Annotated in this window: 25 protein-coding genes and 1 tRNA gene; 12 read left to right on the forward strand and 14 right to left on the reverse strand. The window is 63.9% G+C overall.

Annotated elements, in window-relative coordinates; all coding sequences use genetic code 11:
* Positions 1-780, reverse strand: a complete 780-nt coding sequence (locus PVE73_RS03630; protein WP_277365639.1) for a DUF3108 domain-containing protein — start codon at positions 778-780, stop codon at positions 1-3.
* Between the two features lie 201 nt (positions 781-981).
* On the opposite strand from PVE73_RS03630, the gene rpmB reads away from it, so the two are divergent.
* Together rpmB and PVE73_RS03640 are read left to right on the forward strand one after the other, a co-directional pair.
* Positions 982-1,278: a 50S ribosomal protein L28 gene (gene rpmB / locus PVE73_RS03635; RefSeq protein ID WP_277365640.1), complete on the forward strand. Its 297-nt coding sequence runs from the start codon at positions 982-984 to the stop codon at positions 1,276-1,278.
* 52 nt (positions 1,279-1,330) lie between these two features.
* Positions 1,331-1,957, forward strand: coding sequence for a VUT family protein (locus tag PVE73_RS03640; RefSeq protein WP_277365641.1), 627 nt, complete (start codon positions 1,331-1,333; stop codon positions 1,955-1,957).
* Between the two features lie 4 nt (positions 1,958-1,961).
* On the opposite strand, the gene PVE73_RS03645 is transcribed toward PVE73_RS03640, so the two are convergent.
* The 5 genes from PVE73_RS03645 to PVE73_RS03665 all read right to left on the reverse strand — a co-directional run bounded on the left by PVE73_RS03645 (position 1,962) and on the right by PVE73_RS03665 (position 6,919).
* Complete coding sequence (locus PVE73_RS03645; RefSeq protein ID WP_277365642.1) at positions 1,962-2,981, reverse strand: esterase-like activity of phytase family protein; 1,020 nt, start codon at positions 2,979-2,981, stop codon at positions 1,962-1,964.
* Positions 2,971-4,866 (reverse strand): cobaltochelatase subunit CobT, encoded by a 1,896-nt coding sequence (gene cobT, locus PVE73_RS03650; protein WP_277365643.1) that lies wholly within the window; start codon positions 4,864-4,866, stop codon positions 2,971-2,973. Before cobT ends, PVE73_RS03645 begins: the two co-directional genes overlap by 11 nt.
* Before the next feature lie 16 nt (positions 4,867-4,882).
* On the reverse strand, positions 4,883-5,230 hold the full coding sequence (locus tag PVE73_RS03655) for a GFA family protein (protein WP_277365644.1): 348 nt from the start codon (positions 5,228-5,230) through the stop codon (positions 4,883-4,885).
* A gap of 8 nt (positions 5,231-5,238) precedes the next feature.
* A complete protein-coding gene (gene cobS / locus PVE73_RS03660; RefSeq protein WP_277365645.1) occupies positions 5,239-6,225 on the reverse strand; it encodes a cobaltochelatase subunit CobS in 987 nt (328 codons plus the stop codon).
* Between the two features lie 76 nt (positions 6,226-6,301).
* Entirely contained in the window at positions 6,302-6,919 is a 618-nt protein-coding gene (locus PVE73_RS03665; RefSeq protein WP_277365646.1) for a J domain-containing protein, read from the reverse strand.
* 229 nt (positions 6,920-7,148) lie between these two features.
* Between PVE73_RS03665 and PVE73_RS03670 the strand changes: the two genes are divergently transcribed.
* Positions 7,149-7,451 (forward strand): BolA family protein, encoded by a 303-nt coding sequence (locus PVE73_RS03670; RefSeq protein WP_277365647.1) that lies wholly within the window; start codon positions 7,149-7,151, stop codon positions 7,449-7,451.
* Positions 7,452-7,460: 9 nt separating this feature from the next.
* Here the strand turns inward: PVE73_RS03670 and PVE73_RS03675 are convergent, their stop codons facing one another.
* The 5 genes from PVE73_RS03675 to PVE73_RS03695 form a co-directional block, all read right to left on the reverse strand.
* The gene (locus PVE73_RS03675) at positions 7,461-7,859 is read right to left on the reverse strand and encodes a type II toxin-antitoxin system VapC family toxin (RefSeq protein ID WP_277365648.1); all 399 of its coding nucleotides are present in this window, start codon (positions 7,857-7,859) and stop codon (positions 7,461-7,463) included.
* Positions 7,860-8,087, reverse strand: coding sequence for a type II toxin-antitoxin system Phd/YefM family antitoxin (locus PVE73_RS03680; protein ID WP_277365649.1), 228 nt, complete (start codon positions 8,085-8,087; stop codon positions 7,860-7,862). It abuts the gene before it with no gap.
* Between the two features lie 102 nt (positions 8,088-8,189).
* Complete coding sequence (locus PVE73_RS03685) at positions 8,190-9,479, reverse strand: HlyC/CorC family transporter (RefSeq protein ID WP_277365650.1); 1,290 nt, start codon at positions 9,477-9,479, stop codon at positions 8,190-8,192.
* A complete protein-coding gene (gene aroB / locus PVE73_RS03690) occupies positions 9,476-10,603 on the reverse strand; it encodes a 3-dehydroquinate synthase (RefSeq protein WP_277365651.1) in 1,128 nt (375 codons plus the stop codon). The genes PVE73_RS03685 and aroB overlap by 4 nt, the downstream gene beginning before the upstream one ends.
* A gap of 17 nt (positions 10,604-10,620) precedes the next feature.
* Positions 10,621-11,208 (reverse strand): shikimate kinase, encoded by a 588-nt coding sequence (locus tag PVE73_RS03695; protein ID WP_277367332.1) that lies wholly within the window; start codon positions 11,206-11,208, stop codon positions 10,621-10,623.
* Between the two features lie 109 nt (positions 11,209-11,317).
* Between PVE73_RS03695 and PVE73_RS03700 the strand changes: the two genes are divergently transcribed.
* The 5 genes from PVE73_RS03700 (at position 11,318) to PVE73_RS03720 (ending at position 15,263) form a co-directional block, all read left to right on the forward strand.
* Positions 11,318-11,464, forward strand: a complete 147-nt coding sequence (locus PVE73_RS03700; RefSeq protein WP_277365652.1) for a histidine kinase — start codon at positions 11,318-11,320, stop codon at positions 11,462-11,464.
* A gap of 76 nt (positions 11,465-11,540) precedes the next feature.
* Positions 11,541-12,467, forward strand: coding sequence for a site-specific tyrosine recombinase XerD (locus PVE73_RS03705; protein WP_277365653.1), 927 nt, complete (start codon positions 11,541-11,543; stop codon positions 12,465-12,467).
* 95 nt (positions 12,468-12,562) lie between these two features.
* On the forward strand, positions 12,563-13,513 hold the full coding sequence (locus PVE73_RS03710; RefSeq protein WP_277365654.1) for an acetyl-CoA carboxylase carboxyltransferase subunit alpha: 951 nt from the start codon (positions 12,563-12,565) through the stop codon (positions 13,511-13,513).
* Between the two features lie 227 nt (positions 13,514-13,740).
* The gene (locus tag PVE73_RS03715) at positions 13,741-15,024 is read left to right on the forward strand and encodes a murein L,D-transpeptidase family protein (RefSeq protein ID WP_277365655.1); all 1,284 of its coding nucleotides are present in this window, start codon (positions 13,741-13,743) and stop codon (positions 15,022-15,024) included.
* A 14-nt stretch (positions 15,025-15,038) separates the two neighbouring features.
* Positions 15,039-15,263 (forward strand): sulfurtransferase TusA family protein, encoded by a 225-nt coding sequence (locus PVE73_RS03720; protein ID WP_277365656.1) that lies wholly within the window; start codon positions 15,039-15,041, stop codon positions 15,261-15,263.
* A 54-nt stretch (positions 15,264-15,317) separates the two neighbouring features.
* Here the strand turns inward: PVE73_RS03720 and PVE73_RS03725 are convergent, their stop codons facing one another.
* A complete protein-coding gene (locus PVE73_RS03725; protein WP_277365657.1) occupies positions 15,318-16,361 on the reverse strand; it encodes a GTP-binding protein in 1,044 nt (347 codons plus the stop codon).
* Between the two features lie 4 nt (positions 16,362-16,365).
* Complete coding sequence (locus tag PVE73_RS03730; protein ID WP_277365658.1) at positions 16,366-17,472, reverse strand: D-alanyl-D-alanine carboxypeptidase family protein; 1,107 nt, start codon at positions 17,470-17,472, stop codon at positions 16,366-16,368.
* Between the two features lie 186 nt (positions 17,473-17,658).
* On the opposite strand from PVE73_RS03730, the gene PVE73_RS03735 reads away from it, so the two are divergent.
* Together PVE73_RS03735 and PVE73_RS03740 are read left to right on the forward strand one after the other, a co-directional pair.
* Positions 17,659-18,822: a M20 aminoacylase family protein gene (locus PVE73_RS03735; RefSeq protein WP_277365659.1), complete on the forward strand. Its 1,164-nt coding sequence runs from the start codon at positions 17,659-17,661 to the stop codon at positions 18,820-18,822.
* Between the two features lie 99 nt (positions 18,823-18,921).
* Positions 18,922-18,998, forward strand: a tRNA-Arg gene (locus PVE73_RS03740).
* Between the two features lie 22 nt (positions 18,999-19,020).
* On the opposite strand, the gene PVE73_RS03745 is transcribed toward PVE73_RS03740, so the two are convergent.
* A complete protein-coding gene (locus PVE73_RS03745) occupies positions 19,021-19,359 on the reverse strand; it encodes a hypothetical protein (protein ID WP_277365660.1) in 339 nt (112 codons plus the stop codon).
* 90 nt (positions 19,360-19,449) lie between these two features.
* Here PVE73_RS03745 and PVE73_RS03750 point away from each other — a divergent pair, with 90 nt between their 5' ends.
* Both PVE73_RS03750 and PVE73_RS03755 read left to right on the forward strand, forming a co-directional pair.
* On the forward strand, positions 19,450-21,036 hold the full coding sequence (locus PVE73_RS03750) for a glucan biosynthesis protein (RefSeq protein WP_277365661.1): 1,587 nt from the start codon (positions 19,450-19,452) through the stop codon (positions 21,034-21,036).
* A complete protein-coding gene (locus PVE73_RS03755) occupies positions 21,023-21,175 on the forward strand; it encodes a hypothetical protein (protein WP_277365662.1) in 153 nt (50 codons plus the stop codon). The genes PVE73_RS03750 and PVE73_RS03755 overlap by 14 nt, the downstream gene beginning before the upstream one ends.
* Positions 21,176-21,179: the final 4 nt, after the last annotated feature.

Below are 21,179 nucleotides of genomic sequence, written 5' to 3' on the forward strand. Positions count from 1 at the left end.
TTACATCGTACGCGCCCTGATGTGCACCGTTCCGATCTTCGTGGCAATGGTTGCTTCCACGGGAGAATAGAGATCGCGGCCTCCCACCGGCTCGAACCCTACGAACATCCGCGCCCGGTCGCGCAGATAGGTGATGGAGGAGTGATTCCTGCGATAACCCGAAACGGGCACGAAACGCGCCCGGCACGTGATCGCCGCACCACGGAAGCTCTCACGCTCCGTGGCCGGCTGAAGCACGATGTCGGCGCGGATCTCGCCGTCATAGACGCGGATCGTGCGGCTGCAGACCTCCTCGCTGCTCGACACCGGAAGGAGAAGGGCCGAGATCGGGTCTGCCGCACCGGAGAGGTGCTCTCTTCCCAGCGGCACCCAATCATCCCCCCGCTTCTTCAGCGGCGGCTCGTTCTTCGTCTCGGCAACCGCGCCCCTGGCAAAGCGGATGACCGTCTTCTGGCGTTCCTTCCCTTCGGTATATTCGAGTTCATAGCGGGCCGGGTGGCTTGCTCCCCCGGCGAAGACGCCGTTCACGGCCACGGTGCCGTCCGTGCGCTCGAAGAGGCGGGCGATGCCGGCGCTCGCGAAACGGCCCGCGATGGCGAAGCCGTTTCCTTCGAAACGGCTTTCGAAGGTGGCACGCCCCACCGGAAGTCCGAAGAGAGATGCGCCGTAATGCGTGCGGTAGGACTCCGCGCCGGCGCTCGAGACGGCCGCAAGGAGGAGGGCTGTTGCAAGAAGGGTGCTCTGGCTGGCGCTGGCCATGGCTGCTTTCCCATCGTTCATTTCCCCTCCGCCCAGAGGGAAAGCGCGCATTGGGGCAAATATGTGAAGCGGGGCCGACAGGGTGCCGCCAAGGCAAAGCTTGACCCAGAAGGCAATTGCCTTTATGGGAACGGCAAATTTCCACGAGGCCGCTGATCAAGTCCGAGCGCCGACCAAACTGGTGCGGCAATCGGCATGGCCCGAAAGACAAAGGATAAACAGATGTCCCGCGCTTGCGAACTGACCGGCAAGGCCGTGATGAGCGGCAACAATGTGAGCCACGCCAACAACAAGACCCGGCGTCGCTTCCTTCCCAATCTCTGCGACGTCACGCTGATGTCCGAGGCGCTCGGCCAGAATTTCCGCCTGCGCGTTTCCGCCAATGCACTCCGCTCCGTGGAGCATCGCGGCGGGCTCGACGCCTTCCTGCTGAAAGCCAAGTCGAACGAGCTTTCGCAGCGCGCCCGGCTCCTCAAGAAGCAGGTCGCCAAGAAGCTTTCCGAGCAGGCCGAAGCCTGATTTCCCTGGGCGGGCCTACCTGCCCACTGGTTCCATCACCCAGGATAAAAAAATGAACCGCACCCTTACAGTATGGCCCTTCGTGGCCGCCATGGCGATCGTCGTCGCCGCCTCCAACGTCCTCGTCCAGTTCCCCTTCACGCATTTCGGGCTCGGCGAGATCCTGACATGGGGCGCTTTCACCTATCCGATCGCCTTTCTTGTCAATGACCTGACAAATCGCCGTTTCGGGCCGGCAGCCGCGCGTCAGGTCGTGATGGTGGGTTTCCTGGCGGCGATGGTGCTGTCGGCGGTGCTCGCCAGCCCGCGCATCGCGTTCGCTTCAGGCACCGCGTTCCTGGCCGCCCAGCTTCTCGACATTGCGATCTTCGACCGGCTGCGCCGAAGTTCATGGTGGCGCGCGCCGCTGATCTCGACGCTCGTCGGCTCCGCGCTCGACACGCTGCTGTTTTTCTCGCTCGCCTTCGCGGCGGCCTTCTCCTTCCTCGACACGAGCCTTAGCCTGGAAGACGGTTCGCTCGCCTTTCCGGTGCCCCTGTTCGGTATCGGGGCGGACGTGCCGCTCTGGGTTTCGCTGGCGCTCGGGGATTTCGCCGTGAAGCTTCTCATCGGCCTCGCCATGCTGGTGCCCTATGGCGCGATGCTCGCCATTCTGAGGCCGGTCGAGGCGGCGCGATAGCTCTTCACTCCTCCACCAACCTGAATTCCAGATAGAGGTTGCGCTGCAGGATGGAGTGGTTGTCGTCCGACATCAGCGAGACCATGGTTGCCCCGTCGGGCCGCTGCCAGACATCGAGCGCTTCCATATTGTCGATCTGATAGCCCATATCGGCCTGCAGGAGCACGGGACCGTCCGCCACCCTGCCCTGCCGTATGGTCTCCGCCTCGATGCGGCGGAGCCGCATGCCCACGCCCGTCGCCATGGAGAAGCTGCGCTCGAGCAGCAGCAGATCGCCATCGGGCAGGAAGGCGCCGTCGGTGATGTCGAAGCCGTCCCGGCGGGCGACGGTGAAAATCCCTTTCTGCGGGCCGTCGAGCACGGCGGCGAAGATATTGCCGTTCTGATCGATGCTCCGCTCGGCTACGGCCACGAGGGCGCCATCGAGCGCGCCGCCCGCCGGTGCGTAGGCGATCGTCTCGAACCCGCGATTGGTGCGCAGTTCATAAGATGGAACGAGGAAGTTGAGGTCGGCGATCGCGCTGCCCATATGCTCGGGCTCGAGACGGAATTGAGAGATGCGATGCTGGCGCTCGAAGCCCACGGTCACCACGCCGTCGCGCACGGCGATCGACTCCGCGTCGGTGGTCCATTTCTCTCCTGTCCTGCCGTCAGGATCAAGGATTGCGCTCATCGTGAAATCCGCCACGACGCTGGGTCGGCCCTCCTCGTCGTGCAGGAGGGTGCCGAAGAACCAGAAACCCGTGTCGGCGACGCCGACGAACCTCCCGCCTGGCGAGAGAAAGCGGAAGGAGGAGAGCGCGCCGAAGTCGCGATCGCGCGAGACCATCTCCAGCCCGCCGGTGAATTCCAGCGGGCCGAACCGCGTCTGGCTCGAGCCGATGCGGAATTCGGGTATCGGGCGGGCCGAAATCGAGAGACTCTGCAGCCCCGTCTCCTGAGCCGGGCTCGGCTGCAGAAAGACAAGGCCGGCGCCGAGGAGTGCGAGAGCGAAGACGCCTGCCCGCGCCGCGTCAGCCCGCACGACGCATGTGCCCCGCAAGCCGGCCGCCGCGCCCGAGACCTTCCTCCTCGAACAGGGAGGCGAGCTGCTCGGTCATCGCGCCGGCCAGTTCCTCCGCGTCGACGATCGTGACGGCGCGGCGGTAGTACCGCGTGACGTCATGTCCGATGCCGATGGCGAGCAGTTCGACCGGCGAGCGGGTCTCGATGAGCTCGATGATGCCGCGCAGATGCCGCTCCAGATAATTCCCCGGATTGACCGACAGGGTGGAATCGTCCACCGGCGCCCCATCGGAGATCATCATGAGGATCTTGCGCTGCTCCGGCCGGGCGACGAGGCGTTGATGCGCCCAGAGAAGCGCCTCGCCGTCGATGTTCTCCTTGAGCAGCCCCTCGCGCATCATGAGGCCGAGATTGCGCCGGGCGCGCCGCCAGGGCGCGTCGGCCGACTTATAGACGATGTGGCGCAGATCATTGAGCCTTCCGGGATTGGCAGGCTTGCCTTCCTTGAGCCATTTCTCGCGCGCCTGGCCGCCTTTCCAGGCGCGGGTGGTGAAGCCGAGGAGCTCGACGCGTACGCCGCAGCGCTCCAGCGTGCGGGCCAGGATGTCCGCGCAGGTGGCGGCGACGGAGATGGGCCGGCCGCGCATGGAGCCGGAATTGTCGATCAGCAGCGTCACCACGGTGTCGCGGAAATTGGTGTCGTGCTCCTGCTTGAAGGAGAGCGGCTGCATGGGGTCGATGATGAGGCGCGGCAGGCGTGCCGTATCGAGCACGCCTTCCTCCAGGTCGAACTCCCAGGAGCGGTTCTGCTGCGCCATCAGGCGGCGCTGCAGGCGGTTGGCCAGCCGGCCGACGACGCCCTGCAGATTGGCGAGCTGCTTGTCCAGGAAGGCGCGCAGGCGATCGAGCTCCTCCTCGTCACAGAGGTCCTCGGCGCCGACCACCTCGTCGAACTCGGTCGTGAAGACGCGGTAGTCGATCGCGTGCGCGGCCTGATCGAAGGGGCTTTCGGGACGCCGGGCCTCGCCGGGCGTTTCGGCGTCGATGTCCTCCTGGTCGGTGGTGTCTTCGGCGGTGGTGGCGGCGGCTTCGCTCTCGCCCGCCTCGTTCTCGTCGCTCGAAGCGTCGGCCTCATCGGCCTGGCTACGCTCGCCTTCCGACTGCTCCTCGCCGCCTTCCTCGTTGGAGTCCTCGCCCTGCGGCTGGTCGCTGTCTTCCTCGCTCTCCTCGGTTTGCTCCTCCTCGGAGAGGTCCTCGCCCATATCCATGGCGCCGAGAAGCTCGCGGACGGCGCGGGCGAAGCCGTCCTGATCGTTGATACGCGGCAGCAGGGTCTCGAGGTCGGTTCCCGCCTTCTCCTGGATCCAGTCGCGCCAAAGGTCGACGAGCCTTTTGCCGCTCTTGGGAGCAGGGCGGCCGGTCAGCTTCTCGCGCACCATCAGCGCGACCGCTTCCTCCAGCGGCGCGTCGGCGCGGTCGCTCACATCGGCAAGGTTGGCGCGGGCGTACTTGTCCTCCAGCATGGCGGCCAGATTGTCCGACACGCCTTTCATGGAGCGCGCGCCGATCGCTTCCACGCGCGCCTGCTCGACAGCGTCGAAAATGGCGCGCGCCTGCTTGCCCTGGGGGGCAAGACGGCTGTGGAGGCGGACGTCGTGGCAGGCGTGGCGCAAGGCCATGGAATCGCCCAGGCCGCGGGTGACGTTGAGCGCCTCGGCAGTGGGCTTCTTCGGCAGATCCGGCAGGCGGATGCGGTTTCCCGTCAGCGCCGGTTTGTCCTTCGAGAAGACGACCTCCACCTCGTTGTCGCCCGAAATCGCGCGCACGCAGCCGGTAACCGCCCGCTTGAAAGGGTCGAGCGGGGCTTCAGCGGGCTGTCCTGGCTTCCGGTTCGTCGTGCTCACGGGACTGTCTTGCTTTCTAGCGCGAGCGGCCGTCGACTTGAGTGGGCTCGAGGCTGTCGAGATCCACACCCTCAAGGCAGCGCACGTTGATCGCCGTCATCTCGGTGCCGTTCGGCAAGGCAGCGCGGGCGAAGGACTCCATCCCGCAGACCGAGCAGAAGAGATGCTGGATTTTCTTCGTATGGAAACGATATTCCGTCAGCTTCTGCTCGCCCTGCTGCAGCTCGAATTTCTCGGCCGGCGTGAAGGCCAGGATGCTGCCGCGCTGCGTGCAATACGAGCAATTGCAGGTGATCGGATTGGAGAGGTCCACGTCCACATTGAAGCGTATTTCGCCGCAGTGGCAACTGCCTTGATACTGCATCTCAACCTCTAGCTCAGCACCACATTGGCGGCCGATTCCGGCAATTCCTCGCCGAAAGCGCGCTGATAGAACTCGGCCACCATGGCCCGCTCCAGCTCGTCGCATTTGTTGAGGAAAGTGAGGCGGAAGGCGAAGCCGACATCGCCGAATATCTCGGCGTTCTCCGCCCACATGATCACCGTGCGCGGGCTCATGACGGTGGAAAGATCGCCGTTCATGAAGGCCGAGCGCGTCATGTCCGCCACGCGCACCATGCGGCCGACGATCTCGCGGCCCTTGTCGTTCTGGTAGTGCTTGGCCTTGGCCTGGACGATCGCCACCTCCTCGTCGTGCGGCAGGTAGTTGAGCGTGGTCACGATCGACCAGCGGTCCATCTGCGCCTGGTTGATCTGCTGCGTGCCGTGGTAGAGACCGGTGGTATCCCCCAGGCCCACGGTGTTGGCGGTGGAAAAGAGGCGGAAGGCAGGGTGCGGCCTGATGACGCGGCTCTGGTCGAGCAGGGTCAGGCGGCCGGAAGATTCGAGCACGCGCTGGATCACGAACATCACGTCCGGGCGGCCGGCATCATACTCGTCGAAGACGAGCGCAATGTTGTGCTGGTAGGCCCAGGGCAGGATGCCGTCGCGGAATTCGGTGATCTGCTTGCCTTCCTTGACCACGATGGCATCCTTCCCGACGAGGTCGATGCGACTGACATGGCTGTCGAGATTGATGCGCACGCAGGGCCAGTTGAGGCGCGCGGCGACCTGCTCGATATGGGTGGATTTGCCGGTGCCGTGATAGCCCGAGACCATGACGCGGCGGTTGTAGGCAAAGCCGGCCAGGATCGCCAGCGTGGTCTGCTTATCGAACAGGTAGTCAGGATCGATATCGGGCACATGCGGGTCCGATTCCGAGTAGGCGGGCACGACCATGTCGGCATCGAAGCCGAAGGTCTCGCGCACGGGAACCGTGGTGTCGGGCAGGTTGGCGATATCGCGGTCGATCTTGTTCATCATACCTCCAGCGCGCGCGATGGGAGGGCCCGCGCCGCTTGTCATCGTAACGGTGGCCTCTTAGCAGAGACCGGGGCTAACAGAAACCCGCCTGCTTGAGGAGCCGATAGGCCTGAAGGACCTCGCGCAGACGCGCCTCGGACCCCCGATCGCCGCCATTCGCATCCGGATGGTGGCGCTTCACCAGCGTCTTATAGCGCGCCTTTATGTCCGCGCCAGTCGCATTCGCCGTGAGGCCCAGCGTTTCCAGCGCCTTGGCCTCAAGGGGCTTCACGCGTTTCTCGACGGGGGCGCGGCTTCTCGCTTCGCCGCCGAAGAGATTGAACGGGTCGCCCAGGCGCCGGTAATAGGTGGCCTGGCCGGAGCGGAAGGGCGCGAAATCGGCCGCCGCCGGCCCGGTCGCGTTCGAGCCGACCTTCCAGGTGGGACGATGCCCGGTCAGCGCTTCCTTCTGGAAACGCGCGATCTCGCCGTCCTTCAATCCAGAGAAGTAATTGTAATTCTTATTGTATTCCCGAACATGCTCGAAGCAGAAGCGGAAATACTCGCCCTCCCTGTCCCGGCCCACCGGCGCGCGATGCAAGCCTGGTTCCGCGCAGCCATCCCACTGGCAGCGAGGTCCCTCGGCCTTCGGTTCGGTCCGCGGATCCGGGCGGATGCGGATCTTCTCGAAATATTTCGAGTTCAGTTTCATGCCCGTCCTGAAAACAGCAAATCAGTTTAGATTATGGCCTTTCGCGGCTGCGAAACAAGAATTGACATTTCGCAGTCGATGGACCAAGGGCGCAGCGTGGGTGCTGCCGCTTCGGTCCCTCGCGCGGCCGCATTCGCGGGCGCCAAGGTTTCCACTCGGCTGCAAAATGCTTTAGGCCAATCGCTCGAGGATCCGGGAAGCATCCCCTATATGGTATCAGGAGGCGTTCTTGTCCATTCAGTCCGCAATCGAAATCAAGCTGACCAAAGCCTTTTCGCCGCAGCGGCTCGCCGTCGTCAACGAGAGCCATCTTCACGCCGGCCATCACCATGTGGAGCACGGCCATGAGGAGACCTTCGACGGCGCGGGCGAAACGCACTTCCGGGTGCGCATCGTTTCGGATGCCTTCGCCGGCAAAAGCCGTATCGAGCGACATCGCGCGGTGAACGAGGTGCTGGCCGAGGAGCTCAAGCGCGGCGTGCATGCGCTCGCCATCGAGCCGGCCGCACCCGGTGAGAAGACGCGATGGTGAGGGCGCAGCCTACCAGATGGTGCTCACATGCGGATAGCGGGTGATCCTGCTGTCAGCGGTAACGAGCGGAACGCCTAATTCTCGCGCCAGCGCCACAATTATCTGGTCTGAGGGGTCTGGATGAGAATCGCCTGGAAGCGTGACGCTCTTCACCGCAACCGAGTTGTCGATTGGAGCAAATCGAAGACCCGCGATCTGCTCCGCTGTTTTCAGCCAGTGCGAAACATCCATCGACAGATCGAGTTTGCCTTTTGATACCAGTAAGGCGATCTCCCAGGCTGAAATCGATGATACAATGACGCCGTCGCGCTCCAGCTCTTCTTCTATAACTTGCGACGCTTTGGCCGTGAGTTTCGTCTTGTCGTCGTTAATCCACCAGACGAGCGCATGGGTGTCGATGACGATCACTTAGCGCTTCCCAATCCCCAACCCGACGGGTTCGAAGGGATCGCCATAGCGCAAACCCGACCCCTTTAATTGCTCCCGCGGATCCTGCTTCCTCTCCGTAACCGGGCGAATCTCTATCGCCGGCTTGCCGTGATCCGTTACGATCAGCGGTTCACCGCTTGCTTCCACTTGCCGGAAGTATTCAAGCGCCTTCGCCTTGAATTGCGATTTAGATACGTGCGCGAGCATCTTCGCCTCCGACCTCGCCTGAATATAATCGAGATATGACCATGGACAATGCCTATGGTCATATCGCGCGTCACGGCTCGACGTAAAGCTGAAGGACTCCGTCTAATTCTTTGCCGTCGCCTTGTCCTCCACCGCCGGGCGGATACGCAGGCGGGTGATACGGTTCCGCTCACGCTTCATGACGATGAAGCGCTTGCCGAAAAATGTGAAGGCCTGCTTCTCCTCGGGGATCGTCTGCGTCTCGTGGATGACGAGACCCGCGATCGTGGTGGCTTCGTCGTCCGGCAGGTTCCAGTCGAGGGCACGGTTCAGATCCCGGATCGGCACAGAGCCTTCAACGACGATGGAGCCGTCCGCCTCCTGCTTGACACCCTGCATCTCCACGTCATGCTCGTCGGATATATCGCCGACGATCTCCTCGATGATGTCCTCAAGTGTCACCAGCCCCTCCACCTCGCCATACTCGTCGACGACAATGGCGATATGCGCCTTGCGCCGCAGGAAGGCATTGAGCTGGTCCTGCAGCGAGGTGGTGTCCGGCACGAACCAAGGCTTGCTCGCCACCTTCATGATATCGATACGGCCCGGATCGTTGCCGACCTCGTGGAGCGCGCGCAGGAGATCCTTCGTGTGCACCACACCGACGATATTCTCCGTCGTCGTCTTCCAGACCGGAATCCGCGTGTAGGGGCTTTTCAGGATCTCGCTTACCACGGCTGCGGGTGGTTCGTCGGCGCTGACGGAGCGCATATTGGTGCGGTGGATCATGATGTCGGACACTTCGAGCTCGTGCAGGTCCAGCAGGGCGCCCATGCGGTCCCGGTCCTGCTTCACGACGCCGCCCTCCCGGTGCAGGACCTCCACCGTGCCGCGCAGTTCCTCATGGGCCGAGAGAAGCGGCATGTCACGCGCGAGATTGATGCCGAAGACCGCCAGCAGAACGCGTACGATCGCATTTGCGACCGAGGAGAGCGGGCCGAAGACGAGGACGACAAGCCGCGCAAAAGGCGAGACGGAGAGCGCGAACTGCTCCGGTCGGGCGAGTGCCCAGGATTTCGGCAGGATCTCGGAGAAGATGACGAGCATCAACGTCATAGCGATCGTGGCATAGATGACGCCCGCTTCGCCGAACAGGGTGAGCATAAGGCTGGTCGCGAGCGCGGAGGCGAGGATATTGACCAGATTGTTGCCGATGAGCAGCGCGCCCACCAGGCGGTCGCGCCGCACCACCAGCTTCTGCACGAGAGCCGCACGCTTTTCCCCGCCGCGCTCCAGCGTGTGAAGCCTCGCGCGGGACACGGCGGTCATGCCGGTCTCGGTGCCTGAAAAGAGAAAGGACAGCCCGATCAGAAAGAGAATGATCCCGCCCGTGACGAGGATTTCCGTGGTCATCGCGGCGCCTCCTCCTTCAGGAAGGCCAGGACCTCCGCAGCGGGCACATCGCTGGCGATGAAGGACCGGCCGATCCCGTGGGTGAGGATGAAGGTGAGCGCGCCGCGCGTGACCTTCTTGTCCTGGGCGATATAGCCGAGCAGCGCCTCGGCGTCCGGAAGGCCGCCGGGGATATCGCCCAGCCGCGTCGGCAGGCCGACCGCGCCCAGATGGGCTTCCACGCGGCGGGCATCGTCCGGGCTCGCCTGGTTCATGCGCGCCGAAAATCTATGGGCCATGACCATGCCGATGGCGACAGCCTCCCCATGGACCAGCCGCGCGCCGTCATAGCCGGTCGCCGCCTCGAGGGCGTGACCGAAAGTGTGGCCGAGATTGAGCAGCGCGCGCTCGCCGGTCTCGCGCTCGTCCCTCTCGACGATCTCCGCCTTGGCGCGGCAGCATTCGGCGATCGCCTCGATCCGCGCGCTACCGCCGGCGAAGACCTCCCGCCAGTGCGTCTCCAGCCATTCGAAGAAGCCGGGCCTGTCGATGAGTCCGTATTTGGCGACCTCGGCATAGCCCGCCCGGAACTCGCGCGCGGGCAGCGTGTCGAGCACGCTCGTGTCGGCAAGCACCAGCTTCGGCTGATAGAAGACGCCGACGAGGTTCTTGCCGCGCTGCGTGTTGATGCCGGTCTTCCCGCCGACCGAGGAATCCACCTGGGCGAGCAGCGAGGTCGGCACCTGCACGAAATTCATGCCGCGGCGGACAATCCCCGCGGCAAAGCCGGCGAGGTCGCCCACCACGCCGCCGCCCAGCGCGACGACCGCATCCCGCCTTTCCAGGCGCGCGCCGATAACGGCATCGACGGTCTCTTGAAGGGATTCGAAGCTCTTGCTGCGCTCGCCCGGCTTCAGCTTGATCGCGACGCTGCCGATCCCGGCGGCGGAAAGGCTCGCCTCGAAGGCCTCGAGATGGGCCGCCGCGACATTGTCGTCCGTCACGATCGCAGTACGGATGCCCGGCAGGCGCGACGCGATCTCGCCGCCGGCGCGCGCGATCAGGCCGGGGCCGATCAGAATGTCATAGGCGCGGTCGCTCAGGCCGACGGGAACGGTGGCCAGGCTTGTCTCGTCATTATTCATCAGGCTTCCTGCATTCCTCAGCTCTTCTCCAGGAAGGAGACAAGACCTTCGACGACCTCCGCCGCGATCACTTCCTTGGGTTCATCCCGCGTGCGGACGGTAATGTCGGCCTGCTCGTAGACCGGATAGCGAAGATCCATCAAGCCCTGCATGACGGCGCGCGGATTCTTCGTGTTGAGAAGCGGGCGGTTCTGTCTCCTCGCCACACGGTTCATGAGAGTGTCCAGATCGGCCTTCAGCCAGACGGATACGCCTTGGCGGATGATGGCGCGGCGCGTGGTTTCAGCGATAAAGGCGCCGCCGCCGGTGGAAAGCACCCGGGGGCCCTCCCGCAGCAGCCGGGCGATGACCCGCCGCTCCAGCGCGCGGAACTCTTCCTCGCCGTAACTGGCGAAAAGCTCGGGAATGGTCATGCGGGACACGGTCTCGATCTCATGATCGCTGTCGACGAAGGGCAGGCCCAGCATGCCGGCCACCTTGCGCCCGACGACGGTCTTCCCCGCCCCCATCAGGCCGACGAACACGATGCTGCGCCGCCCGAGCCGCGCAAGTACGGCGCGGGCGTCCGGCAAGTTCGCAGTGGAGTAGGTGTTGTCGACCGGCATCATCCAACAGCTTTCGACACGAAAACCAAGTTACGTCAAGCGCAACCCCCACGGCCTTGCATTGCCGGGTGCCGCGCGACATAAGCGTGAGCTTCAACACGGGTTGGGTATGCCTACACTTTTTCGGCTTCTCACGACGATCGCGATCCTCGCGGCACTCCTCTATGCCGCCATGTATGCGCTGGCCACCTTCGTGGAGCCGAAGCGGACGGAAATGATCGTGCCTATCCCGCCGGAACGACTCGAGCAACGCTAGTCCCGATCCGTTGTCAGTTTCTTTCCATTCTGTTGCGATCATCGGCGGGACGGCTCATCAATGGCGGCGAAGGTTCATGGCGAGCGGAACGAAGATCGAAGCGTTTCTGGAGATGATGGCGGCCGAGCGCGGAGCAAGCGACAACACGCTCGCCTCCTATCGGCGCGATCTCGAAGACGCGGATGTGTTCATGACCGCGGGCGGATTGGGGCTGGCGGATGCGAGCGCAGCGGGCATCCGCGCCTATCTCGCGGATATCGCCGGGCGCGGCTTTGCTCCCACGACGCAGGCGCGGAAGCTTTCCTCCCTCAGGCAGTTCTTCAAATTCCTCTATGCGGAAGGTTTGCGCGGCGACGATCCGACAGGCGTGCTGGACAGCCCGAAGAAAGGCCGCCCGCTGCCCAAGACACTGAGCGAGGAGCAGATGCTTGCTCTTCTCGACCGGGCCGCGGAGGAGGCGCGCGCAGCGTCCGAAGGCACGCCGGAGCGCCTTGCCGCGCAGCGCCTCTCGACGCTGCTCGAGATGCTCTATGCCTCCGGCCTGCGCGTCTCGGAACTTGTGACACTGCCGCTCCGCGTCGCGCTCAGGGACGAACGGTTCTTCGCGGTTCGGGGAAAAGGGGGCAAGGAACGCATCGTGCCGCTTTCAGCCAAGGCGCGGCAAGCCGTGGCGCACTGGGTCCGGGAGCGGGCGCGGCATCCCGCCTTCGCGGAAAGCCCGTGGCTTTTCCCGGCCGCGTCCGCGAGCGGCCACCTGCCCCGCCAGGTCTTTGCGCGCGAGCTCAAGGGGCTGGCGGCGCGGGCGGGCATATCCGCCGCGAAGATCTCGCCGCACGTGCTGCGCCATGCCTTCGCAAGCCATCTTCTGCAAAACGGTGCGGATCTCAGGGCCGTCCAGCAGCTCCTAGGCCATGCGGACATCTCTACCACGCAGATCTATACCCATGTGCTCGAAAAGAGGCTGCAGGAACTGGTGCAGAAGCACCACCCGCTTGCCGACTAGCGCCATGGCCGCTATGTGAAACCACGATTTTAGCGGCGGCCTCGCCGTTTGTGCTCAAAACCGCAGTGTCTCGTGTCCGATTTTTTGGCGGGTGAATGTATAACTATCTCGATTTCGAAAAGCCGGTCGCCGATCTCGAAGGCAAGATCCTCGAACTCAAGAAGCTTACCGAAAGCGGCGAGGCCGTCGACGTTGGTGAAGAGATCGCGCGGCTCGAGCGGCGCTCCAAGGATGCCCTGCGCGACATCTACAGGGCGCTGACGCCTTGGCAGAAGGCGCAGGTGGCCCGTCACCCTGACCGGCCGCACTGCATGGACTATGTGCGCGCGCTCTTCACGGACTTCACGCCGCTCGCCGGCGACCGCGCTTTCGGCGAGGACGAGGCGGTGGTCGCCGGCTTTGCCCGCTTCCGCGGTGAATCCATCGCCGTCATAGGCCAGGAAAAAGGGAACGACACCCAGAGCCGGCTGAAGCACAATTTCGGTATGGCCCGACCGGACGGCTATCGCAAGGCCGTGCGGGTGATGGATCTTGCCGACCGTTTCGGCGTGCCGGTGGTCAGTCTCGTCGATACGGCGGGCGCCTATCCGGGCATCGATGCGGAGGAGCGGGGGCAGGCCGAGGCGATCGCGCGGTCCACGTCGAAATGCCTGGGCCTAAAGGTGCCCAATGTCGCCCTGATCATCGGCGAGGGTGGCTCGGGCGGGGCGATCGCCATCGCCACGGCCAATCTGGTCTATATGCTGGAGCATTCCATCTATTCAGTGATCTCGCCGGAGGGGGCTGCGTCCATCCTGTGGCACGATTCCACGCGCGCCAAGGACGCGGCGACCAATATGAAGATCACCGCGCAGGATCTGCTGCAACTGAAGGTGATCGACGGGATCATTCCCGAGCCCGTGGGCGGCGCGCACCGCTCGCCGGAGACGGTGATCCAGGCCGCTGGCGAGACCATCGAAAAAGGGTTCCGCGACCTGACCGAGGCTGGCGGCGACTATCGCGAACTCAGGCGGGAGAAATTCCTCGCCATCGGTCGACAGCTCTAAAGCCGCCAGCGATCGTTCCGGTCCGTCCGGGCCTCAGCCCTCACGCTTATCTCCAACAAGCAAGATTCTGTTGTTCGTCATATTCTTGCCTTGCCGCCCACTTCAAGATAAGCCGTAATGCGCCGTGGCTGGTAATGATTTGTCAAGGCTAACGGTCTTTAGTAGCGGAGATATCCGCCTCCTGCCGCCGGGAGAGGGGAATGGCGACCCAAAAACGAGACCATCGCATGAAAAGCCGTCTTGCTTGTGCTGTGCTTCTGCCGGTCTTCATCCTCGCGGGCTGCAGCGGGTCCCTGGAAGACATCGCGCCCAAGGCCGAGCGCAAGCTGCCGCAGGAAGTCACAGAGGCCATGCAGGCCAAGGGGATGAGCAAGAACTCGCCCATCATGATGCGCATCTTCAAGGAAGAGGGTGTGCTGGAGGTCTGGAAGCAGAAACGGGACGGGCGCTACGACCGCATCGCGAGCTACGACATCTGCAAGTGGTCCGGCAAGCTCGGTCCGAAATACACGGAGGGTGACCGGCAGGCGCCGGAGGGATTCTATACCGTCCGGCCGCAGCAGATGAACCCGAATTCCAGCTATCATCTCTCGTTCAACGTCGGTTTTCCGAATGCCTATGACCAGGCGAACGGTCGAACGGGCCAGCATCTGATGGTGCATGGTGCCTGTTCTTCCGCCGGCTGTTATTCCATGACCGACGAGCAGGTGGAGGAGATCTACGCCTTCGCGCGGGACGCCTTCCGCGGCGGTCAGCAGGCGTTCCAGCTCCAGGCCTTCCCCTTCCGCATGACGCCGGAAAACATGGCACGCTACCGCGACGATCCGAACTATCCCTTCTGGCAGATGCTGAAGGAAGGCTATGACCATTTCGAGATCACCAAGTCCCCGCCCAAGGTGGATGTCTGCGAACGGCGCTATGTCTTCAACCGCGTCGCGGCCGACGGCTACAGCTTCGAACCGACGCAGGCCTGTCCGCCCTCCACCCAGCCGCAGGCGCTGCTGACGGCCTATCAGGCCTATAAGAAGAAACAGGACCTCGCCGTCTCCCAGGCGGCCTGGAAGTGGAGCAAGCAGCAGCCGAAGCCCACGATCGCCGGCCTCGAGGAGGCCAAGCTCGTTGCCGACTGGAGCCGCCGCCGCGCCCGTGGCGAGAGGGTCACGCCCGAGCCGCCGTCCCTGACACCGGTGATGGTGGCGAAGCAAAAGGCACCGGAATCGGCGCCCGTCACCGCGTATGCGCCGCCCCCACGCCCGGCCCCGGCCACGCAGGCGACCGCCGCGGCCGAACAGCCGCCAGCGGAGCAGGAAGCCGCGACGGCGGCCGCAGAGGCGAACGGTGCGGTGACGGAGACGCAGATGCAAGTCGGTGCGACCCCACTCACCACCGGCTCCACACCAGCGCCGGCACCCAATCCGAATCGTCCCGCCGCTGCTGCCGCGCAACCGGAAACCGCTCCCGAGCCGGAGCAGGGCCGGATGAGCCGCCTCTGGAACATGTTCCGCAAGTGAGTTCCCAAGGACGCATGTCGGATGTTTACGACCTCAGGGGGCTCAACTGCCCCTTGCCAGTGCTGAAGGCCAAAAAGCGCCTGGCGGGCATGAAGCCCGGAGAACGCCTCTGGGTCGAAACGACGGACCCTCTGGCCGTCATCGACATTCCGGCCTTCTGCAATAATGAGAAGCACCCCCTGGTGGAGACGGAAACCGTATCCGGCGGGCACCGCTTCCTCATCGAGCGCGGTGGTTGACGTCGAGAGGCCGCACCTTGACCTCGATCAAGGTCGGAAACCGCCGCCGGCAGGTTAACGCCTGATCCCCGGGATCGAAAGCGGGTTGCGTTCAAGGGCGGCGCGATCGGGAGTATCGATCGCCGTCTGGCCCGTAAAGGCGGCGAAGAGGCGGCGCACATAGTCGGTGTCTAGAGCACGGCCGATCACGACGATGCGCGTGCCTCGCGTGCCATCGGGCCAGGCACCCAGGAGCTCTGGTGGATGCAGGAGTTTCTGCGCGCCCTGGATCAGGAGGGGGCGGCCCGGGTTCTCGGAGGTCTCGGCCAGCCCTTTTATCCGCAGGATCTCTTCGCCCTGCTGCGTGGTCAGCAGGTCCAGGAAATTCTCGATCGCGGAAGCCGGCAAAGGGCCGTCATAGCTGAGCGAGACGCTGCGGAAGTCATCGTGGTGATGATCATGTCCGTCGTGATCGTGCCCGTGGTGATCTGCGCCCGGTAGACCGGGCTTCACCCGGTCGAGAGCGGGGCGAAGCAGGCACTCGACGACGGCCGGGTGGCGGCTGTCGAGAAGCTCGGCACTGCTGTTGAGGGCCGAAAGCCGGGTCATGAGCGCCCGCCGGTCCTCCTCCACCGCCAGATCGGCTTTGGAAACAACGATCTGGTCGGCCAAAGTTACCTGTTGCCGTGCCTCCTCATAGGCATCCAGAGTGGCTGCTCCATGCATGGCGTCGACAATCGTGACCACGCATTCGAGCCTGTAGCGACGCGAAAGCGTCGGATGGGCGATGATCGACTGGAGCATGGGCACGGGATCGGCGAGCCCGCTCGTTTCCACAACGACGCGATCCAGCGCCGGCCGGCGCTCCGTGAGGGAGAGGAGCGTGTCCACGAGCTCGCCGCGAACGGTGCAGCAAAGGCAGCCGCCGCCGATTTCGACGATGCCGTCCGCCGCCTGCTCCACCAGAAGGTGATCGATCGCTACCTCGCCGAACTCGTTGATGACGACGGCCGTATGAGCCAGCGACGGGGTCTTCAGCAGGCGGTTGAGCAGCGTCGTCTTGCCGGAGCCCAGAAATCCGGTGAGCACGACGAGTGCAACGGTCGGCGTCGGTTCCAAGACGTCAGCCGCCCTGCTGCACGGCGACCGGCTGAGGCGTGTAGTCGGGGCGCGGTGTCGGGATCGGCACATCGGCATAGCGCGGCTTGGCCGGTTCCTCGCCCATCGCGCCGCCAAGGCCGACGGCGACGACGCGCGGCTCGCGCTGCATGGGATGGACATGGGGCGAGGTGAGCACGAAGCGGCCTTGGTCGTCGCGCTCCTTCATGCGCTGCTCAACGGCCTCCTGCGTGCAGATCTCGCCTCGTATATCCGCAACGGCCGCCGTGGTCTGGCCCGACGGGCGGAGGCTGGCGATGTTGGGCCCGCCGAGACCGGGTGCCTTGAAGCCGCGGGCAAGCAACTCCGCGGCCAGCTCCGCTCGCTCCACCTGCGAGTGCGCCCCCAGGACGATGGCTGCCAGCGTTCGCCGGCCACGCGTTGCGGTGGCCACCAGATTGAAGCCGGACGAGCAGATATAGCCCGTCTTCATTCCGTCGGCGCCATCGAACCGGCCGATCAGGAAATTGGTGTTCTCCTTGACGGATTCGCCGTTGCGCACGCCTTCGATGGAGAAATAGCCGGCATACCGGGGAAATTCGGTGCGCAGCGCGCGCACCAGGATGGCAAGGTCTCGCGCCGTGGTATACTGCGACGGCCCGGGCAGGCCATGGGCGTTGATGAAGCGGGTATCCGTCATTCCCAGGCGGCGTGCTTCCCCGTTCATCCGTGCGACGAATGCCTCCTCCGAGCCGCCGACGCTTTCGGCTACCGCCGTGGTGACGTCGTTGGCCGACATCACGAGGAAGATCTTCAGCGCGTTGTCGAGCGTCAGCACCGAACCTTGCGGATAACCGATCTTGCTGGGCGGCTCCTTTGCGGCGTTCTGCGTGATGCGCACGGGCGAATTGAGCTGAACCGCGCCGGATTCGAGAGCGCGGAAGACCACATAGGCCGTCATCAGCTTGGTGAGCGAGGCGGGATACCAGCGCTGGAAGGCATCCTCATGGGCCAGAACCCGGCCGCTGCCGACGTCGAGGAGAACAAAGGGGCCGGCATGTGCCGGAAGACCGAGGAGCAACGCGAAGAGCGTCGCGGCCAGAATGATCGGTTTGTGTCGCCAATGCCGCATGCGTCCAATTCCATGTTGCGCGCCTGTTGCGGATATCCGAAAAATGCGCGAGGAAATTACCGTTCACCGCGGATTTTCCAACCGCTTGCCGCGATAGCCAACGCAATTTGTCGTTATCGTGGCGCGATCGCTGATTCATTGTTTCTAAACTTCTCGCCGACCGCAAGCACAGGGAAAGAGTTTTTCATGCCGATCGTTAACCGCGCAGCAGAGCTTCATGCAGAGATCAGGGAGTGGCGCCGTGATCTGCACCGCAGGCCGGAAATCCTCTTCGACGTCCATGAGACCGCTGCGTTCGTGCGGGAAAAGCTCGAGAGGTTCGGCTGCGATGAGGTGGCCACGGGGATCGGGCGAACGGGCGTGGTCGGTATCATCCGCGGCAGCCGCGGCGAGGGGCCGTGCGTCGGGCTGCGCGCGGACATGGATGCGCTCCCCCTGCAAGAGGCGACCGGCAAGCCCTACGCCTCCGCCATGCCTGGGCGCATGCATGCCTGCGGGCATGACGGGCACACGGCGATGCTGCTCGGAGCGGCGAAGTACCTCGCCGAAACGCGCAATTTCGCGGGTACCGTGGCGGTGATCTTCCAGCCCGCGGAGGAAGGCGGCGGCGGTGGTAACGAGATGGTGAAGGACGGCATGATGGAGCGCTTCGGGATCACCCGCGTCTTCGGCATGCACAACCTGCCGGGCCTGCCGGTGGGGCAGTTCGGCATCCGCCCGGGGCCGATCATGGCGTCCACGGCGGAGTTCGCCATCACTGTCCACGGCAAAGGCGGGCATGCCGCCATGCCCCACAGGACGGTGGATCCGGTGGTGATGGCGGCGCAGATCGTGCTCGGCCTGCAGACCATCGCCGCGCGCTCGATCGATCCGCTGGAATCGGTGGTGGTTTCGGTGACGAAGGTCCATGGCGGCGACGCGCACAACATCATCCCCGACAAGGTGGAACTGGCGGGCACGATCCGCACCTTGAAGAGGGAGGTAAGCGCGCTTGCCGAAGAGCGGCTTCATGCCATCTGCCGGGGAATCGCCGACGCCGGCGGAGCGAGCGTGAGCGTCGAATACGACCCGAACTATCCTGTGACGGTGAACCATCCCGAGGAGACGGGGTTCGCTGGAAGCGTGGCGAGCGAGGTGGCGGGCGCTGCCAATGTGTTCACGGACATGCCTCCCATGATGGGCGGGGAAGACTTCTCCTACATGCTCGAGGCCCGCCCCGGCGCCTTCATCTTCGTCGGGAACGGGGACAGTGCCGGCCTCCACAACCCGGCATACGACTTCAACGATGAAGCCATCCCGCACGGGGTGAGCTACTGGGTGCGGCTGGCGGAGAGGGCGCTGGCTCCCTGAGCGCGGCGAAATGTCTCAAGTTATCCGCGGCAGGTCGCGCAAGGCAGCTATTTCGGCTTGGCGATACCGAAACGACGCGGTATGAGTGCGGTGCGGAACGGTCCCGTAGCTCAGTAGGATAGAGCATCAGATTCCTAATCTGAGGGTCGCAGGTTCGAATCCTGCCGGGATCGCCATCCTCTTTGCCGCCACCGCATTTCAAGCTTCCTGCCCTGCGCTGCACGCATCGCTCAACGTATTGAAACGCTTGCGTTTTAATTGGCTGCACGTTATGGGAAAGAAGATTGTGGCTATCGCCAGATCGCTCTGTTCCGGGAAAGCCGTTCCCCCGAACAGGGATGGCCTTTGGTCGGCTTCCGCGCTTTCATGATTTCGCGTCGCGTTTTTGTCGGGTCGACAGTTTCGTGCAGTCGGTTTGCCGCCGAGCACTATCCCCCATAGTTGGTAGGCGCCTGAATGGCTTTTGGCCAAACGAGGGAATGCACGTAACGTTTTATCATATTCTATGACAATGCGTTTCTGAATTTTACGCAGCATTCTCAAGCTTTTCAAGTTGATGGGTGTGTTTGCCCCAATTCTGACGAAGACGTCCCGGCATTCCCCACTCTATACAAAAGCAGGATTTTCATGGACAGACGCGCATTCATCATCGGCGGCGGGGCACTTGCGGGAACGACCGCGCTCCTGAACAGTGCCGCTGCTTTCGCCCAGGAGCAGGCCACCCCGGCTGCCGCTGCCGAGGCACCTCAGCCCTTCTCCTTCGACCTTCTGACGGCCGCCATGAAGGAGAAGGCGGGAAAGGAGTACGAGCCCGTCAACGAGACGCTCCCGGAGGTGGTGACGGAGCTTACCTATGACCAGCATCGGGCCATCCGTTTCCGTCCGGATGCGGCGATCTGGGCCGGCGAAGCGCCCTTCGAGTTGCAGGCCTTCCATCCCGGCTGGCTCTTCAAGCAGCCCGTGCACCTCCATGTCGTCGAAAACGGCGCCGCCTCCAGGCTCCATATCGGCGCGGAGATGTTCGAGTATCGCAAGCCGCTCGATCCGCAGACGTTCCAAGGGATGGACTTCGCGGGCGTGGCGGGTTTCCGCCTTCACTACCCGCTCAACACCCCGGATGTCATGGACGAGCTGGTGTCGTTCCTGGGCGCCAGCTATTTCCGCGCGCTCGGGCGCGGCAGTGTCTACGGGATCTCCGCGCGCGGGCTCGCCGTCAATACGGCGACCTCGGCGGGCGAGGAATTTCCGATATTCACGGATTTCTGGATCCACAAACCCGACCGCCGCGAAAAATCGATCACTGTCTATGCCGCGCTCGACAGCGCGAGCGTGACGGGCGCTTACGCCTTCAAGGTCACGCCGGGCGCAACCACCGCGATGGAGGTGACGGCGCGTCTCTTCATCCGCAAGGACATCCAGCGGCTCGGCATCGCACCGATGACCTCCATGTTCCTCTTCTCCGAGAACAATCACCATGCCTTTGACGACTATCGCGGCGAGGTGCACGACAGCGAAGGGCTGAAGATCGTGCGCGCCAGCGGCGAGGAGCTGTGGCGCAACCTGAACAACCCGAAGGAACTCGCCAATTCCTTCTTCGGGGAAACCAGCCTCAAGGCGTTCGGCCTGTTCCAGCGCGACCGCGATTTCGATCACTACCAGGACGCGGAGGCCAACTATCAGCGCCGGCCCTCCCTGTTGGTGGAGCCGCTCGGCGATTGGGGCAAGGGCCATATCAACCTCGTGGAAATCCCGACCGAACTCGAGGTGAACGACAATATCGTCGCCTTCTGGATGCCCGAGGGAGACGTGAAGGCCGGTCAGGAGCTCGAATACCGGTACCGGCTCACCTGGGGGTCGATCGAGGAGGCCACCGGGCAGCTCGCGCGGGTCTCCGCCCTGCGGACGGGCATAGGCGGCACATCGGGCGTGGAGAATCCCGAAGATCTCAGGAAATTCGTCATCGACTTCGAAGGCGAGGTACTCGGGAACCTTTCCGCCGATTCCCACGTTGAAGCGAGTATTTCGGTGACGAGGGCGGAAATCGTGCACAGCGCGGTATCTCGGATCGAGGCCAACGGGGCCTGGCGGCTGGTGGTCGACTTGATACCGGAAGGTGACGCGCCGGTCGAAATGAGTGGTTTTTTGAGTTTGGACGGCCAGAGATTGTCTGAAACGTGGGCGTATCAGTGGAGAAGAAGTGATGATCAGCGCTGACGAAGACCTGCGGGCGCGTCATGTCCTTCAAGAGAGTGCGCTGCCGGTGGCTCCCATGGCCATGCCCGAGCAAACGCTGACCCGGCGACGGCGCGGCATTCTGCTGCGCCCCTTCTTCCAATGGCTTGCGCTGAGATAGCGCG

This window comes from Chelativorans sp. AA-79 (genome assembly GCF_029457495.1).
GTDB lineage: Bacteria > Pseudomonadota > Alphaproteobacteria > Rhizobiales > Rhizobiaceae > Chelativorans.

Coding starts and splice junctions, on each gene's coding strand:
- PVE73_RS03730 (WP_277365658.1), bottom strand. CDS start 17,472: ATGCGGCATTGGCGACACAAACCGATCATTCTGGCCGCGACGCTCTTC.
- PVE73_RS03755 (WP_277365662.1), top strand. CDS start 21,023: ATGATCAGCGCTGACGAAGACCTGCGGGCGCGTCATGTCCTTCAAGAG.
- aroB (WP_277365651.1), bottom strand. CDS start 10,603: ATGAATAATGACGAGACAAGCCTGGCCACCGTTCCCGTCGGCCTGAGC.
- PVE73_RS03665 (WP_277365646.1), bottom strand. CDS start 6,919: ATGAAACTGAACTCGAAATATTTCGAGAAGATCCGCATCCGCCCGGAT.
- PVE73_RS03700 (WP_277365652.1), top strand. CDS start 11,318: ATGCCTACACTTTTTCGGCTTCTCACGACGATCGCGATCCTCGCGGCA.
- PVE73_RS03750 (WP_277365661.1), top strand. CDS start 19,450: ATGGACAGACGCGCATTCATCATCGGCGGCGGGGCACTTGCGGGAACG.
- PVE73_RS03710 (WP_277365654.1), top strand. CDS start 12,563: ATGTATAACTATCTCGATTTCGAAAAGCCGGTCGCCGATCTCGAAGGC.
- rpmB (WP_277365640.1), top strand. CDS start 982: ATGTCCCGCGCTTGCGAACTGACCGGCAAGGCCGTGATGAGCGGCAAC.
- PVE73_RS03705 (WP_277365653.1), top strand. CDS start 11,541: ATGGCGAGCGGAACGAAGATCGAAGCGTTTCTGGAGATGATGGCGGCC.
- PVE73_RS03735 (WP_277365659.1), top strand. CDS start 17,659: ATGCCGATCGTTAACCGCGCAGCAGAGCTTCATGCAGAGATCAGGGAG.
- PVE73_RS03745 (WP_277365660.1), bottom strand. CDS start 19,359: ATGCTGCGTAAAATTCAGAAACGCATTGTCATAGAATATGATAAAACG.
- PVE73_RS03715 (WP_277365655.1), top strand. CDS start 13,741: ATGAAAAGCCGTCTTGCTTGTGCTGTGCTTCTGCCGGTCTTCATCCTC.
- cobS (WP_277365645.1), bottom strand. CDS start 6,225: ATGAACAAGATCGACCGCGATATCGCCAACCTGCCCGACACCACGGTT.
- PVE73_RS03630 (WP_277365639.1), bottom strand. CDS start 780: ATGAACGATGGGAAAGCAGCCATGGCCAGCGCCAGCCAGAGCACCCTT.
- PVE73_RS03695 (WP_277367332.1), bottom strand. CDS start 11,208: ATGCCGGTCGACAACACCTACTCCACTGCGAACTTGCCGGACGCCCGC.
- PVE73_RS03680 (WP_277365649.1), bottom strand. CDS start 8,087: ATGCTCGCGCACGTATCTAAATCGCAATTCAAGGCGAAGGCGCTTGAA.
- PVE73_RS03655 (WP_277365644.1), bottom strand. CDS start 5,230: ATGCAGTATCAAGGCAGTTGCCACTGCGGCGAAATACGCTTCAATGTG.
- PVE73_RS03720 (WP_277365656.1), top strand. CDS start 15,039: ATGTCGGATGTTTACGACCTCAGGGGGCTCAACTGCCCCTTGCCAGTG.
- PVE73_RS03685 (WP_277365650.1), bottom strand. CDS start 9,479: ATGACCACGGAAATCCTCGTCACGGGCGGGATCATTCTCTTTCTGATC.
- PVE73_RS03640 (WP_277365641.1), top strand. CDS start 1,331: ATGAACCGCACCCTTACAGTATGGCCCTTCGTGGCCGCCATGGCGATC.